This is a genomic window from bacterium (assembly GCA_030652805.1).
In the GTDB taxonomy this organism is placed as follows: Bacteria; JAHJDO01; JAHJDO01; order JAHJDO01; family JAHJDO01; genus JAHJDO01.
Window position 1 is genome coordinate 1 of the sequence record JAUSPT010000020.1, and the last position, 16,156, is coordinate 16,156.

At 38.6% G+C, this 16,156-nt stretch carries 16 protein-coding genes and 1 tRNA gene; 8 read left to right on the forward strand and 9 right to left on the reverse strand.

What is annotated here, in order from left to right:
- Nucleotides 1-184 precede the first annotated feature (184 nt).
- Nucleotides 185-826, forward strand: coding sequence for an SGNH/GDSL hydrolase family protein (locus Q7J67_00925; GenBank protein MDO9463858.1), 642 nt, complete (start codon nt 185-187; stop codon nt 824-826).
- Here Q7J67_00925 and Q7J67_00930 read toward each other — a convergent pair.
- A complete protein-coding gene (locus Q7J67_00930; protein ID MDO9463859.1) occupies nt 813-1,943 on the reverse strand; it encodes an anaerobic sulfatase maturase in 1,131 nt (376 codons plus the stop codon). The two genes, Q7J67_00925 and Q7J67_00930, sit on opposite strands and share 14 nt — an antisense overlap.
- A 146-nt stretch (nt 1,944-2,089) precedes the next feature.
- On the opposite strand from Q7J67_00930, the gene Q7J67_00935 reads away from it, so the two are divergent.
- From Q7J67_00935 to Q7J67_00960, 6 genes are read left to right on the forward strand one after another with little or no spacing between them, the layout of a single operon-like run.
- A complete protein-coding gene (locus Q7J67_00935; protein MDO9463860.1) occupies nt 2,090-2,851 on the forward strand; it encodes a DeoR/GlpR family DNA-binding transcription regulator in 762 nt (253 codons plus the stop codon).
- Nucleotides 2,848-3,999, forward strand: coding sequence for a mannitol-1-phosphate 5-dehydrogenase (locus Q7J67_00940; GenBank protein ID MDO9463861.1), 1,152 nt, complete (start codon nt 2,848-2,850; stop codon nt 3,997-3,999). The genes Q7J67_00935 and Q7J67_00940 overlap by 4 nt, the downstream gene beginning before the upstream one ends.
- A complete protein-coding gene (locus Q7J67_00945) occupies nt 3,996-5,036 on the forward strand; it encodes a zinc-dependent dehydrogenase (GenBank protein MDO9463862.1) in 1,041 nt (346 codons plus the stop codon). Before Q7J67_00940 ends, Q7J67_00945 begins: the two co-directional genes overlap by 4 nt.
- Before the next feature lie 20 nt (nt 5,037-5,056).
- A complete protein-coding gene (gene pdhA / locus Q7J67_00950) occupies nt 5,057-6,055 on the forward strand; it encodes a pyruvate dehydrogenase (acetyl-transferring) E1 component subunit alpha (protein ID MDO9463863.1) in 999 nt (332 codons plus the stop codon).
- A complete protein-coding gene (locus Q7J67_00955; GenBank protein MDO9463864.1) occupies nt 6,052-7,026 on the forward strand; it encodes an alpha-ketoacid dehydrogenase subunit beta in 975 nt (324 codons plus the stop codon). Before pdhA ends, Q7J67_00955 begins: the two co-directional genes overlap by 4 nt.
- Entirely contained in the window at nt 7,023-8,189 is a 1,167-nt protein-coding gene (locus Q7J67_00960) for a dihydrolipoamide acetyltransferase family protein (protein ID MDO9463865.1), read from the forward strand. Before Q7J67_00955 ends, Q7J67_00960 begins: the two co-directional genes overlap by 4 nt.
- Here Q7J67_00960 and queF read toward each other — a convergent pair.
- From queF to Q7J67_00975, 3 genes are read right to left on the reverse strand one after another with little or no spacing between them, the layout of a single operon-like run.
- On the reverse strand, nt 8,181-8,600 hold the full coding sequence (queF, locus tag Q7J67_00965) for a preQ(1) synthase (GenBank protein ID MDO9463866.1): 420 nt from the start codon (nt 8,598-8,600) through the stop codon (nt 8,181-8,183). The genes Q7J67_00960 and queF overlap by 9 nt on opposite strands.
- Nucleotides 8,601-8,611: 11 nt before the next feature.
- On the reverse strand, nt 8,612-9,283 hold the full coding sequence (queC, locus tag Q7J67_00970; protein MDO9463867.1) for a 7-cyano-7-deazaguanine synthase QueC: 672 nt from the start codon (nt 9,281-9,283) through the stop codon (nt 8,612-8,614).
- Nucleotides 9,284-9,925, reverse strand: coding sequence for a radical SAM protein (locus Q7J67_00975; protein ID MDO9463868.1), 642 nt, complete (start codon nt 9,923-9,925; stop codon nt 9,284-9,286). It lies immediately after the preceding gene.
- A gap of 69 nt (nt 9,926-9,994) precedes the next feature.
- Here Q7J67_00975 and Q7J67_00980 point away from each other — a divergent pair.
- Nucleotides 9,995-10,078: transfer RNA gene (locus Q7J67_00980), tRNA-Leu, on the forward strand.
- On the opposite strand, the gene Q7J67_00985 is transcribed toward Q7J67_00980, so the two are convergent.
- From Q7J67_00985 to Q7J67_01005, 5 genes are all read right to left on the reverse strand, one after another.
- Nucleotides 10,079-11,074: an FHA domain-containing protein gene (locus Q7J67_00985; protein MDO9463869.1), complete on the reverse strand. Its 996-nt coding sequence runs from the start codon at nt 11,072-11,074 to the stop codon at nt 10,079-10,081.
- Nucleotides 11,075-11,139: 65 nt separating this feature from the next.
- On the reverse strand, nt 11,140-11,289 hold the full coding sequence (locus tag Q7J67_00990; protein ID MDO9463870.1) for a hypothetical protein: 150 nt from the start codon (nt 11,287-11,289) through the stop codon (nt 11,140-11,142).
- Entirely contained in the window at nt 11,286-11,804 is a 519-nt protein-coding gene (locus Q7J67_00995; protein MDO9463871.1) for a hypothetical protein, read from the reverse strand. The genes Q7J67_00990 and Q7J67_00995 overlap by 4 nt, the downstream gene beginning before the upstream one ends.
- A gap of 108 nt (nt 11,805-11,912) precedes the next feature.
- A complete protein-coding gene (locus tag Q7J67_01000; GenBank protein MDO9463872.1) occupies nt 11,913-13,775 on the reverse strand; it encodes a DUF2723 domain-containing protein in 1,863 nt (620 codons plus the stop codon).
- Nucleotides 13,724-15,772, reverse strand: a complete 2,049-nt coding sequence (locus Q7J67_01005; protein ID MDO9463873.1) for a hypothetical protein — start codon at nt 15,770-15,772, stop codon at nt 13,724-13,726. Before Q7J67_01005 ends, Q7J67_01000 begins: the two co-directional genes overlap by 52 nt.
- Nucleotides 15,773-16,156 lie beyond the last annotated feature (384 nt).

The window sequence follows — 16,156 nt, forward strand, 5'->3', positions numbered from 1 at the left end:
TGTAACAAATTGGCTGATTGAGTACAATTTTAATCGCCCTCATCAAGCGCTTGATTATTTAACACCCATGAGATATATTGAGAATCACAATGAGAATCTTAAACAAAAAGTGTTACCTATGTGCCCAGCCAGCACATCATACAATCTCTACCGTTAATTGTTAATAACGTAACAGGGAGGCAAAATGGAAATCAGGGATGGACAAACAATTCTCTTTATAGGAGACAGTATAACGGATTGTGGAAGACGTGCGACTGAACGCCCATTGGGTAACGGCTACGTTAAATTATTCTCGGATATGCTAATAATTCGAGAACATCAAAAAGCTATAACTGTTATTAATAAAGGTATAAGCGGTGATGTTGTTACAGGACTAAGGAATCGCTGGGATGACGATGTTTTGCGTAATAAACCTGACTGGCTTTCGATTAAGATTGGCATAAATGATATTCACAGAACTCTAAGGCGAAGTTCAGATGCAGTCCCTCCAGAGTTATACAGGGAAGCATATCAGGACATTATCTCACGGACTATATCTACTTTACCTGCGTGTAAACTTATCCTCATAGATCCTTTTTATATAAGTAATGAGACTTCGCCAGACTCATTTCGCAGTGCTGTTTTGAAATTATTGCCAGAATACTTACAGATTGTTGATGAACTTAGTGTGAAATATAACGCGCTTCACATCAAGACACACAAGATATATCAACGGCTGCTCAAAAATCATGAGCCTGATACATTTTGCGCAGAGCCTGTTCACCCAAACCTCACAGGACATCTGGTTATAGCAGATGCTTTATACACTGCCCTTAATTCAAAGTGACATATTTACGTTGCTCTTTGATTGACAGCGCAAGTTTCTTGAATTCAGGAAGAGAGTGATTAAAAAACCGCTTCCATCCCTTGCATAGCCAGCTCAAATTTCTTGAGTTATCTCTTTTATAAAGACGATGCTTTAAACAATCACCTGAGCAGTATTTAAGATATTCACACCTGTCACACTCCTTATTCCAAAGAGCTTTCTTTTTGCCAAATTCTATGTATCTTGGAGAAGTTTGAAGTTTTTCCCATGAATCATTCACTATGCTTCCAAGTTTTTTATTCGATTCAACAAAGAAATCGCATGGATATATGTCTCCATTATGTTCAACAACAAAATACTGACAGCAGTTATCCCCCATATGACAGACATTATATACACCGTCTACAATCAATGTGAGGATAGAATCGAACAGGCGCACAGAGACTTTTCTCATATCCCTTTTGATCCATTTATCAAAGATTCCACACAGAAAATCACCCCATTCCTCTCCACTAATTGAAAAAGGCATGGGGTGTCCTTTATTGTCAAACTCCACACATGGAATATATTGATGATAGAAAAATCCCATATCACAGAGAAAACCGTAGACTTCCCTGGCTTTTTTTGCATTTGCTGAAGTAACAAGAGTCAGAATATTAAACTCCACATTGTTCTGTTTTAGATGTTCTATGCCTCTTAAGACATCTGTATATGATCCATGTCCATCAGCAGTAATTCTGTAGCGGTTATGAATATTCTCTGGTCCGTCAAGACTAACTCCTACTAAAAATTTGTATTTTGCAAGGTGCTTGGCAAATTCCCCGTCAATTAGTGTGGCATTTGTTTGAAGTCCATTTGCCACTAAAGCCCCGCTCTTGCCATATTTCTGCTGAAGTTCAGTCACTCTGCGAAAAAAATCAACACCCATAAGGGTTGGCTCACCCCCCTGCCAGCCAAAAGCATACTGTTTCTGCTCTGTTTTCATATAGCTGGAAATCATTTGCGCAAGTACCCCATCAGACATGCGATGACGTTTGATTTTGAGATAGAGAGCACTCCTATCCAGATAAAAACAATATGGACAATGAAGATTACAGTCAGCAGATGCAGGTTTTATTAAAAGAGAAAATTGTCTCATTTTGTCCTAGCAATATTTTATTTTTAGCGTGTTTTATATTATTAAAATATTATTCGATTATGTCAATTGTTTTGCTTGACAAGCAAATATGAGCATGACATAATCTAAAATCAAGCAAATATGAGCAAATATGGGTAAGAATAAGCATGTTCACAGTTGAGAGACATAAAAAGATAAAAGAAATTTTAAATAGCAAAAAGAGCATATCTGTTCCGGAGCTAAGCGAGCAGCTTGATGTGTCGGAATCAACCATAAGAAGAGACCTGCATGTCTTGGAACAAAACAAGTTGATCCAGCGAACGCATGGCGGGGCAGTTAATATAGATTCCGTACGCTTTGAACCTTCTCTCTCAGAAAAAGAAATTCAATTCAGGGATGAGAAATTAAGAGTGGCAAAACAGGCAGTTCAAATGATACAAGATGGCGATACAATTGCGCTGGATGGCGGCACTACTACGCTCGAGATAGCGAGAATTTTACCGAATATGGCGAATCTAACGGTTGTTACAAATTCAGTAAAGATAATTGCTGAGCTGGCAAATCTGCCGGATGTTAATGTTGTTGTAACAGGTGGAAATCTGCGCAGAATGAACATGACACTTGTAGGGCCTATTTCAAACCAGACACTGGAGAATTTGCATATTGATAAGCTATTTACAGGCACGATTGGTCTAACATATGAAGAAGGGCTTACAACAACAGATGTTATTGAGGCAAAGACAAAGAGGTCTATGATTGAAAGAGCAAAAGAGGTGATTGTTGTCGCGGATTACAGCAAAATTGGCAAACTGGCGTTTGCAAATGTAGCTTCCATAAATAGTATTGATAAATTAATTACAAACACAGGTATTTCTAAAAGATTAGTAAAAAAGTTCCAAAAGAAAGGGATAGAGGTAATTACTGTATGAAAAAAGCTGTGCAGTTTGGTGCTGGAAATATTGGAAGAGGATTTATAGGACAACTTTTGTTTCAGTCCGGTTATGAGACAACATTTATAGATGTAAATGAAGAGGTTATATCAGCAATAAACCGGGTAGGTTCCTATAAAATTAACATAGTTGGGGAAATGGCATCATCTTTAAAGGTTCGAAACATCAAGGCAATAAATGCAAGAGACACCGAAGCAGTGACTTCAGAACTTGTTTCTGCAGACGTTGCTGTAACCGCCGTCGGCAATAGCGTTCTTGAAAAAATAGCACCGCTCATAGCGAGTGGATTAGCGGAAAGAAAAAAGAAGAATATAGAGAAACCTCTTAATATCATAATATGCGAAAATCTCTTAGGCGCCGGTCAGGTGCTTAGGAAACTTGTTCTGGAATCTCTTGATAAGACTTTGTGGGATTATGCGAAAAGGAATCTGGGACTTGTGGAGTCGGTTGTCAGCAGAATGGTTCCTGTGGTTCCTAGGAATATTTCAGAAAAAGATCCACTTTATATTGCCGTTGAAGAGTATTGTACGCTTCCAGTTGACAGAGAGGGGTTTATTGGAGAAATACCCGATATAAAGGGCATGGTTCCGTATGAGAACATAGATGCTTATGAGGAAAGAAAGATATATACACATAACGCGGGGCATTCTATATGTGCTTACCTTGGTTATCAAAAGGGATATGAGTTTGTATGGGAAGCACTGGAAGATAAAGAGATATACTCTGTTGTGACAGGAGCTTTAAGAGAAACAGGGGAAGCGCTTATTAAGAAACATGGTTTTAATTCGCAAAAGCACTATGAGCATGTTGATGATTTGCTGTCCAGGTTTGCTAATAAAGCGCTTGGAGATACAATATGCAGAGTAGGGAGAGATCCAATACGTAAACTGGGGCCAAATGACCGTTTAATAGGCTCTGCAAAACTGGTTTCAGAGTATGGTATAAAGCCTGTAAATATATGCAAAGGGATCGCAGCCGCATTGAAATATGATTATTCGGAAGATCCATCAGCTTGCCGGCTGGCAAATTCAATCAAACAAAAAGGAATAGATTTTGTTTTTAAGAATATTTGTAAAATTGATCCACAAAGCAAAATAGCAAAACTTGTTAAAGGAGAATTGATATGAAAGCAGCATTATTGGAAGATATTGAGAAGCTTAAGATTACAGAAATCGCCACACCAAAACCGCAGATTGGAGAAGTGCTTATAAAAGTAGAAGCCTGCGCTGTCTGCGGAACTGACATAAAGATTTTTCATCACGGGCATAGGCTTATTACTTTTCCGCGTGTTACAGGACATGAGGTGACCGGAAAGATAATTGAAGTTGCGCAAGACGTTTCTAAATATAAATCCGGGGACAGGGTTGCGATTGCTCCGGCTGTTCCATGCGGAGACTGCTATTACTGCCATCGTGGAAAGCAGGCAATGTGTGAAAATCTGCAGGCAATCGGATATTTTTGGAATGGGGGATTTGCGGAGTATATGATTGTCCCGAAAATTGCCGTAGATAATGGATGCGTAAACATTCTGCCTGATAATGTTTCGTTTGAAGAAGGGGCGCTTGCAGAGCCTTTGGCATGCGTTATAAACGGGCAGGAGCTTTCAAATGTAGGTATGGGAGATACTGTAGTAATAATAGGCACAGGTCCAATGGGATGTTTGCATGCAGAACTCGCTCGAGCAATAGGAGCAACAAAAACTGTGATGATAGAAGTGTCAGAAGAAAGACTGGCGTTTGCAAAAAAGACTGTAGATGCGGATTTATTTATAAACTCAAGAAAGCAGGACAGTATCAAGTTGGTTAAAGATTTAACACAAGGCAGGGGAGCAGATAAGATTATAGTTGCATGCGGAGTTGGCAAGGCGCAGGAAGACGCGCTGAAAATGGTTGCAAATCTTGGCAATGTGAATTTTTTCGGAGGATTGCCAAAAGATAAGCCCCATATACAGTTTGATAGTAATGCTGTTCATTATAAGGAGTGCTCTATAACCGGTACCCACGGATCCAGTCCTTGTCATAATCAAATGGCTATAGATTTGATAGCAAGTGGGAAGATAAAGATAAAAAAATACATAACAAGGAATTTTAAACTTGACGACTTAGCCGAAGCAATAGCACGAGCAGAGACAGGAAAAGAGATGAAGATAATTATAAAACCATAAACATAAAGGAGCAGAATGGAATGAAAGAGTCTAAAGAAGAATTAATCGGTTATCTGCGTAAAATGATGGACATACGTTTATTTGAAGAAAAGGTTATGGAACTGCTTGCAAGAAACATAATAAAGGGCGCATCGCATCTCTATGCAGGAGAGGAAGCTGTTGCAGTTGGAGCGTGCAGTGCAATAGAAGAAGATGATTACATTACAAGTACACATCGCGGACATGGACATTGTCTTGCAAAAGGTGGCAAGCTGCCGGAAATGATGGCTGAGCTTTGCGGTAAAGCAACAGGCTATTGTAAAGGGCGCGGCGGCTCAATGCATATTGCAGATGTTACAAAGGGAAATCTCGGAGCAACAGGTATAGTTGCCAGCAATCTTCCTGTTGCAGTTGGAGCGGCTCTATCTGCAAAGATGAGAAAGACAAATCAAGTGGTTTTGTGTTTCTTTGGAGACGGAGCGTCCAACAACGGAATTTTTCATGAATCGCTAAATATGGCTGCTGTCTGGAAACTTCCGGTTGTGTTTGTCTGCGAAAATAATCTGTATGGAATGAGTGTCGCTGCAAACAGATGTTCGGCAGTGCAGGACATGGCGGATAAAGCCAAAGCATATGACATGCCAAACATGATCTGTGACGGTATGGATATACTTGATGTCAAAGAAACCATAAAAAAAGCTGTTGAAAGAGCTCGCAAGGGAGATGGTCCTACGCTTGTAGAGTGTAAAACATATAGATATTTCGGACATTCAAGAAGTGATCCCAGAGCATACAGAACAAAGGAAGAGGAAAAGGAATGGAGAAACAAGTGTCCTATTAAGCAGTTCAGTAAAAAATTAACAGACAATAAAATTCTCACAGAGGAAGAGATTGCTCAAATTGAGAAACAGGCTGAAGAAGCCGTAGAAAGCGCGGAGAAATTTGCCATTGAAAGTCCGTATCCTGATGTTAGGGAACTAATGGACGATATTTATGCGCCTTCTCCGGCAGACTTATTAAATGGAGGTGCCATAAGATGAGAGAAATATTATATAAAGACGCACTTGTTGAAGCAATGCAGGAAGAAATGAAACGAGACGATAGGGTCCTCGTTATGGGCGAGGATGTAGCGATATATGGAGGAGCATACGGGGCAACAAAAGGGTTGTATGAACAGTTTGGAGAGGAAAGAGTAAGGGATACGGCAATTTCCGAGTCAGCTATAGTTGGCGCTGCTATCGGCGCTGCAATAACAGGCATGAGACCAATTGCAGAGATCATGTATATTGATTTTATTACTCAGGCAATGGACCAGCTTGTAAATCAGGCAGCAAAAATGAGATATATGTTTGGTGGAAAAACTACGGTTCCCATGGTACTCAGAACTGAGGGTGGAGCCGGCAGATGTATTGCAGCTCATCACTCCCAAAGTCTTGAGGCATGGATAATGCACGTACCCGGATTATATCTTGTAATGCCATCCACTCCATATGATGCAAAAGGGCTTCTAAAAGCATCTATTCGAGACGATAATCCAGTTGTGTTTATTGAACATAAGATGCTTTACGCTATGAAGGGAGAAGTTCCTGAAACTGATTATATAATCCCTTTGGGAGTTGCTGATATCAAGAAAAAGGGCAGTGATGTTACTATTGTGGCATATTCCAGACAGCTCCATGTAGCTATGGAAGCTGCCGCAGAGCTTGAAAAGGATAATATTTCAGCAGAAGTCATTGATCCAAGAACGCTCAAGCCTTTAGATCTTGATGCTATTTTAACATCTGTCAAGAAGACCTCTAAACTTGTTATAGTTTCAGAGGGCTATAAAACTTGTAATGTAGCCAGTGAAATTGCAATGCTGGTTATGGAGCATGGATTTGATTTATTGGACGCTCCTGTGAAGAGGGTCTGCGCTGTAGATGTGCCTGTTCCAATGAGTCCTGTGTTGGAAGATGCGGCTATTCCAAACAAACAAAATGTAATAAATGCAGTTAAGGAGGTATGCCAATGATTAAAGAAATTATAATGCCGAAGCTCGGCCAAACCGTTGAGGAATCAACAGTGGGCAAATGGCTAAAAAAAGAAGGAGATAAAGTAGAAAAAGGAGATGTGCTTCTTGAGATTACAACTGATAAAGCAACTCTTGAAGTAGAATCATTTGCAAATGGAGTGCTCAGAAAGATTGTTCATAAAGAGAGAGATATTGTGCCAGTTCTAGCAGTTATTGGATACATTGCTTCCAGTATGGATGAGGAGATACCTGAAAAGCCACAGGAACAATTGCAAGAGGAAAAGAAAGAGGTATCTATTGAGGAACCTATTCAAGAAGTTCAGGATAAATCCGTCATAGAAGAAGTCAGAATAAAGATTTCTCCATTAGCTAAAAAACTGGCAAAGGAAAAAGGCGTTGATATAACAAAGGTTAACGGAACCGGTCCTGGCGGAAGGATTGTCAAGGAAGATATACTTGCTTTTGGAGGAAAGGCAGAGGGCAGAGAAAAAATTGCTGCAAAGATAATCCCATTAAGCGGGATAAGAAAGGTTATTGCGAAAAGGCTCCAGGAAAGCAAGCAAACGATTCCTCACTTTTATCTTTCAACAGAGATAGATATGACAGAATGTGTAAAAGCCAGAGCTGAAAAATCACCAAAGCCTGCGTTTAATGATATTATTATAAAGGCTTCAGCTCTTGCAATATCTGAAAATTCAGAAATAAATTCTTCTTTTAAGGGAGACTCAATCGAGATTATTGGAGATATAAATATTGGACTTGCGGTAGCTGTGGATGATGGTCTGGTTGTTCCTGTTATACGAAATGCGGATAAGCTTGCAATATCAGATATTTCTAAGAAGCGTGATGAGCTTGTAAAAAAAGCAAGAGGAGGAAAACTCCTGCCATCCGATTATGAAGGAGGAACATTCACAATCAGTAATCTGGGAATGTTTGAAATAGATAATTTTTCAGCAATTATCAATCCTCCGCAGAGTGCGATTTTAGCTATTGGCAGGATAAAACAAAAACCAGTTGTTATTGATGGGAATATCGGTATTCGCTCAATGATGCAGGTTACATGCTCCTTTGATCACAGATGCATAGACGGTGCACTTGGAGCAAAATTCCTGCAAAAGGTTAAGGGATATCTGGAAGATCCAAAAAATATGTTTCTAATTTGATTCTTCAGGGTAGCTTGCTTCTACATTGATGCTTATTCCTCCGCGGGGAAGGAACTCTCCGGTAACCAGAGCTTTTCTTGGATTACATGCCCTTACAATATCATCAAGAATTCTGTTAACAGCCTCTTCGTGAAACGTAGCGAAGTTTCTAAAAGAGAATAAATATAGTTTCAAAGACTTACTTTCTATGCACTTTTTATCAGGTATATAGCGGATTGTTATTATGCCAAAATCCGGCTGGCTGGTAACAGGACATATTGATGTAAACTCAGGACAGTCAAAGCTAATCCAATAATCTCTCTTAGAATATTTGTTCTCAAATGTTTCCAGCTTGGCTTTATCAGGAGAAGTGGGATATTTGATTTTGCTTTTACCAAGAATCGTTAAATTATCTATGCGTTCTTTAGGCATTTTGCTTCCTCCTATGTGGAATATTGTACAGGATCTTTATAACCAGCTTCCTTAAATCCCTTTAATCTAAATTTACAGCTGTCGCATTTTCCGCACGCTTTACTGCCAGTACGTGGATTATAACAGCTCCAGGTTATGGAATAATCAATTCCTAATGCAATGCCCTTTTTTATAATTTCTGCTTTAGACATTCTGAGTAAAGGCGCATGAATCTTTGTTTTTTTTCCTTTAATACCAGCTTTAGTCCCGAGATTTGCTAGGTTTTCAAACGCTTCTAAGTACTCTGGTCTACAGTCCGGATAACCACTATAGTCAACTGCATTTGCCCCAATAAATATATCGTTTGCTCCAACAACCTCTGCCCAGGCCAATGCAATAGAAAGGAATATAGTATTTCTCGCTGGAACATACGTAACAGGTATTTCCATTGAGATGCTATCTGTCGGGATATCTATATTAGCTGTTAGTGCAGAGTCTCCAATTTCCCTTAGATCTACCACTATGATTTTGTGTTCCTTGACACAAAAAGAACTAGCAACTTTTTTAGCGCTTTTAATCTCAATCTTGTGACGCTGTCCATAATCAAGAGTTAATGAGTACAACTCGTAGTTTTCTGCTTTAGCAATAGCCATTGCAGTTGTTGAATCAATTCCTCCGCTGCTGAGAACTATAGCCTTTTTCATCTAAACGCCTCTCGCATCCGGTCCCCATATATATTTATGAATCTGAATCTGCATTCTAACGTCCAGATTGTCATGGCAAATCCATTCAACGAGTTTCTTGGGAACCAGTTTACCATAAACGGGCGAAAAATGAACACTGTTTACTCGTTGATTGAGGTTGTATTTTTCTGCTATATCCTTTGCCCAATCGTAATCCTTTCTGTCGCCTATCACAAACTTAACCTCATCTTTTTTCCTTAAATACTCAATGTTTTTCCACAGCGTATTGACGCTCATTTTGCTTCCCGGACATTTCAAATCAAGTATTATTATTGCGTGTTGATTTATATTCTTAATACCAATAGTGCCATTTGTTTCAATTAAAACAATGTATTTTTGCTTGATTAAAGTGGCAATCAGTTCAATGGTTTGTTTTTGCAGAAGAGGTTCTCCTCCTGTGATTTCTACCAGATTCGGACCCAGCATCTTTACTTTTCGGACTATTTCTTCTATAGATAAATCATCCCCTTTTTCGTAAGCATACTTTGTGTCGCAGTAGCTGCATCTGAGATTACAGCCTGTAAGTCTTACGAAACTGCACAATTTGCCGGCAAAGCTCCCCTCGCCCTGAATGCTTTTAAAAATTTCATTAACCTTAATCATGAATCACCTGAATTCTTTTTGACATCAAATCAAAATTTGCTATTATACACAGAGGTTCAAGATGTTTCTGCCGGGATGGTGAAATTGGCAGACACGCTAGCTTGAGGGGCTAGTGGGAGAAATCCTGTGCGAGTTCAAATCTCGCTCCCGGTACTATCTGGCTATTTTACTGTTTGTGTAATCAATAATGTATTTTCTTTCTTCATCAGAAATATCAGTAAAGAGAAGCCCTGTATCAAAATCATTATCCATTCTTCTTTTTCTTGAGTATATAACACGTGCGAGGGCATTAATTGGAGAGCTATAACCGGGAATTTCTATTTCCAGTTCAATGATTGTGCTCCTTGTTATGCAGTCAGCTGTTGTTATACAAATTCCGTTCCCGCCTATATTTTCTGTATAGGCTTGCTCATCCTTGCTAATACCTGTTGGAGAATATGCAAGGTAATTGACAGCTGCTTTCATATCCAGGCGAGGATATTTTCTGCGCTCAGGGCCGAGATATTTTTCTTTTTTCTCTTTTTCTGGTTCTATCTTAACTATTTCTTCATCCTGTTTTTTGAAGATAATGTTTATATTTATATGCGCGATTCCTATTTCATCGCCTGTTTTTAATATATGAGATTGAATAAGCTTGCCATTTATAAATGTGCCGCCTTTGGAGTGTAAGTCATATATTATATATCCATCTGTCTGTGGCCTGATCCTTGCATGTCTTCTTGATGCAGTTACTTCATCCAGAATTAATTGGTTATCCTCATCTCTACCGATCCAGAATTCCTTTCTTGGGGTCATAAGAAATTCTTTGACTTTTCCCTCTGCTTCTTTCACAATCAATCTTGCATTTTGTAGGGATATATCTCCAATCTCTCCTGTTGGAATTATATGCCTTTCAAATTCCTTTTTGTCCTTAAAGAAAGAAAAACTGGGATATACGAGATGTCTGATAGCAGAAAAGACCGCCTTATAGTAGCTCAAAAGCAACAAAATGCCTACAAAAACTCCGCAAGCGCCAAAGATTATAAAACTAAATTTAACAGGATGATCCTTTAGTATTCGTTCAATTTTGCTGATTGCAAAAACACTTCTTGAAAAGAATAAAAATATAATGATTTGGGAGATGATTAAATTTAAGCTCTTATTTTGCACTAACAATATATCCTGTATTTATTTATCAAAACTATCATAAGATTATACCCCTTGTTTCTCCTTACTCAACGGAGTGTTAGTTTGTCCATTTTTTCCAGCATCTTGAGTTTTTTAAGAAATGGGTATTTTCTTTGTTTTTGCAAAGTCTTTTTCCTCTCTTGTGAAAACACCTGCCAGAATTCTTTTGCGGTTTTTACATTAAGAAGCTTTTTCATTTTTTCTCCGTTATCTCTTTGAATCTTTCAAGAATTGGGTACTCTTTATTTGTGAACTGCTTCAACACTCTTTTTAGCAAATCCATATTAGCAGAGGGCAATAGCTGTACTATTGTATATTTATCTTTTTGCCTGAATGATATAAGCAAAGTGGCGATAAGATATTCAACTGTCAGCACCTTTGTTCTTATTTTATCAACATATATCTTCTTGCTGTTTTTGATGGCTTCTTGAATGAGCGGATGAATAAAACTTGGCAGGAATTGGACGGGCACGCCCTTTATAGTTATAAAAACATTTTCTATCTTGCATTTTTCCCGACGAAAGTGATCGTAGACATTATGAAAGTCATCCATGCTATCAATTAAAATAAAGAGATCAAGATCGTATGTAAACTGTGGTTCTAAATAATAGCTTTTCGCTATACCGCCACCTATGGCATAATCTTTAATTATCTTCTTCGTTTTAAGATTGTTTATTTCTTTTATAACATCCAAGAGCCCCTGCGTTTTCATAATAACCTCTTATGTTACTTGATAATATCAAATTTCTACTATAAAATCAAAATCAATAACTTTGTGTAACACCAAAATTTTGATGATTTTCATACAACATTTATAACATCAAATCTGTGGTCTGCCTATTTCCTTACTTATTCCTAACCATTTATCAAATCCTGTCTTCCATGGAACAATTTTTCGGGCTCTTTCATAATTTTCCTGGGCTTTTTCAAGATTATTATTTTTCTGATAAGCTTTTCCAATAAGGAGCCAGGGCAGAGCATAATACTCATAAAAGATAGAAGAACGCGTTTTCCCCTTTTCGGGGAGAAAAGAATGGTGAAACTGGTAGCTGGAAAATAATTTTTTGTTTATTCTTTCCACCTGTTGAATAGTGGGTGGTCTCTCCCCAGGGGATAGAAGTCGGATAAGTACACCAGAGGGATAAAACTTCCATTTTTCTTCTCTAAAGCTAGGATGAAAAAAATCTGTGATATAGATGGAAAATCTGTCAATATTAGCCTGGATAAATTCTTCCACTTTATTCTTTCTATACTTTTCTGCCAATTTTATATTAGGTACATTTGATAGCAATCGTTTGTGACACCAATCTAAGCCCAACATTCCCGTCGTCATATGTTGGACATCCCTGCGAATTTCCAGAACTTCTTTTATGTAAAGAAATGCTCCTATATGGGTATCGGTAGAACCGAGAATTAAGCCATTCTTTTCTACTCCTTTCAATGCATTTATACAATAATCCTGAATAATAGTGTCATTCCTTAAGTTCACCTTTGGATAGTTCAATGGGATAAATATCAAAACAGAGAGCGCAATAAGTGAAATTTTACTCCATGCGGATATATTCTCTCTCTTCCATTTTAAGAAAAAGCGTATCCCTTCACACATAAATATAACCAGAATTAGATTCGGCATAATATAGAAGCGGCGCACTACAAAGATGCTTAAGCCCCTGAATTCTACATTCATTAAAGATAAGAAGAATACAGAAGACAAGAGGAAGGAGAGCAGGAATGAGCCATACAGCATCTTCTTGTCAAAAGACCATTTCCTTTTCCGGATGAGTTTAAAAATTGTTACAAAAAGTCCAAGAACAGCCAGGGCAAGTGGAAAATAAAAAAACTCCCCGGGTAAAGAGAAAAGATATTCTTTTACCTGAACAAAATTAGGTACAGGCACATTGTGAGGAGAAAACTTGAAGCTGTAATCTTTTCTTAAAACGTGATGAAGCAGTCCTCTCCAGTATTGCGTATAGCCCCAAGCCCAGACCTTTGATTTACTGCCTATGAATTTAAGGTAAAGATAGGGGGTAAGTCCAAACAGAAAGAATAATATTCCCAGTCCGTATTCTCTTAGTATTTCTTTCAACCTTTTGCGCCTGCCGGCAAAATAGAGACCTGTTAGAAAGACAGGAAAGACTAAAACCACTGTATAATGATTGGAAAGCCCTAATCCAGCCAGTAAAAAGAGTAAGGGAATAGTGTGCCGGCGGGATTTCAAAGCTGCTAACAGGACTGCGGTTATTATACAGGTATTTAAGGTTCGGACTTCTGCCACTGAGGAATATCTCCAGAAAAGTGGAGTTAAACCGAATATTGCCGAAGCTAAGCCGGAAGAGAGGATATCCTTCGTTAGTCCAAATAAAAGCAAGAATAAAAGAGCAATAGTTAATGCGCCAAAGAACGAAGAAGTTAAAGAAACCTTAAAAGCCGGAGTCCCAAATGGCAGATGGCTGAAAACTCTTCCTGCCAGCACATATAAAGGATAACCAGGAGGATGAGGAACTCCGCCTTTGTAGAGTACTGTCATATATTCGCCGGTATCACCCCCCTGGACGGTCCGTGTACAGGTTGAAGAATAAAGAATGAGAAAGGACAAAAATAAACCAGCGCTAATTAAATAGAAGTGCGGCTTTAATGTTTTAACCATGCTCTTATAAAACCTGGTTTTTCTTCGCTCAGCCATCCAAGAAGTTCCTCCGCTTTTCTCTCATGCAGAGGATAGCTCAAGTATGTTTCTATTATCTCTCTTATTTTCTTTTTATCAGTTCCTCTCTTTATGCTTTCAGCAAAATCCTCCTTTGCTTTCTCCACTTTTCCCTGCCATAATCTGACTACGCCTCTCTGCCACAGGAAAGAGGAACCAGTTAATCCTTTAGTATAATGGCTCTCAGCCTGCTCAAGCCAATAGAAAGCACGTTGAACTAACTCTGCTCTTTCCGGAGCTTCTTCAGAAAATTCCATGGTCTTCTGAAGAATTTCAAGGGCTGTTCTTCCTTCCAGGTTTCCCCGCATGAACCATGCTATTTTTATATCAGACCTCAGGAGGTTCTTCTCTTTCAAATAATCCAGCATCTCCTGTCGGTTTTTTTTATCACCTTTATTTACAAAATGCCTGTATGACGAGGGAGTAGTAAAAGTGCAGACGTCTTCTCTGTCGTACTTGGAGATAAGAGGAGCATTTTTACTTATGCGTGGAACCACTACTATCCACATATCATCCCAGTATACGGTATGCCACTTATCAGCCAGTTCCCAAAGAGGAATATTATACTTTTGCCACTGAATTATCATAGCGTCTGCGCTTTCATCAAAGTATTTTCTCCAGTTTTCGCCGCCCTTTGCTAGTTTCTTTTGATTCAGGAATACCCATGAAGGATAGGTCAGGCATTTCCCGTCAATATAAAATTTGCTATTCTTAAGATAGAACTCCAGATAGTGTCCTGCGTCATAATCATTATAGATTTTTCCTTTGATTCCCTTATTCATCATGAATTCTACCGCTTTAACAGGAAGATTCGGGTCTTTTACTAAATTTCCAGCGGAAGGGAGCTCTTTCACAAAAGGGGAAGGGATAGTGGTGAAAGCTACGGCTGCTGTTACGCAAAAAAATACTATGGATATTACCCAATTAGAAGCCCCCACCGAAGGTGTTGCAGTTGTCTTTGGCAACTTACTTCTAACGGGGTGAATAAGTTCACTGATCACGGGAGTAAGCAGAATGAATGAAGACAGAGTAAATAAGCCAAGCTGGCGGCGATACATTAAACTGGATACTCCCAGACCAAGCAGAATGAGAATATGAGAGATTTTTAAGTGATTTGAGTTTCTTTTTTTTAACGCAAATAAGCTTGCAAAGACTACGAAACATAGAAATAACCACGGCTGAAAAGCGGAAAATTTTAATGGGATAGATTTCCATTCCATTACATATTTGAAGACCCATCCAAGAGAGCGTATGTAGAACGCGTATTTCGGAACTTCAATTCCATAGGGGTTGATCAAGCAGATACCCATACAGCCTATTAATAGAAGAATATAATTCTTTACCCCGCTTAGAGATTTAACAAAGCGGAAATACCAAGTGCATTCCCTATCTCTAACGGGGTAAAAAACTGCCTCTATTATTCCACCGGCTATATAGCATCCTATGACAAAAAAGAGCAGAAGGAACGCTGAGTGAAGATTAGCCCAGATGAGAGTTAAGACCAAGAAACAGATAAACTTTTTTTTAGTGAGTTCTCCTTCCAAGAGGAGCAAGGAGACTGCCAGAAAAAGGAATGTAAAAAGATAGGGGCGGATTAAAAGCCCCGTAGCTCCAAACAAAGAGCCTAAAACAAACAGGAATATGACTAGAGGATGGCTGTTTTTTTTCAGGTTGTGATAACTGCATAATGTAAAGGTAAAAGCGATCAGCAGGGATTTTATAATAATCAGCCCCAAAAGTCCCCAAAAGCGATAAATCCCCCATAGAATGAGCTGAGCCAGCCAGCAGTAGTTTATAAATATGTTATGAGGAGTATAAAGAAATGGATTTTGCTGAGGGAATACCCCATTTTCACACATATATCTTCCAAAGGCGAGATGTCCCCAGAGGTCGCATGCGCTTATAGGCGTGAAACCAATATAGAATGTTAAAATAAAAACAGAAACGAGTAAAAAAAATGAAGATTTATTAAACAAATTTTCTCCCTCAATGACACAGCATTACAAAAAAAGGAGGGAAAAATCTCCCTCCTTTTTAGTTTGTCTTAGTCTCCTGTAAAATTCACAACTCACTGGTACACAGAAAGTTACGAACATTAATTCCTTGACTTTTCCCTCCAGCCTTGGCATAATGTAACTGCTTTTCAAATAACAAGTTACAACAAAAAGCGAAAGGAAAAGTCATGCAAAACTTTCAACTTTCTCTCTTCTACGATTTACAACTATTAATTCAAAGATCAAACTTCCACAGAAAATATTATCTGCTTTTTACAGCTCTTGATCTATCTAATATCCATGACAAGAATTATGGCGTTGGCCGCACTGGCTATTCCCACCATGCTATGATCAGAGCCTTTATTG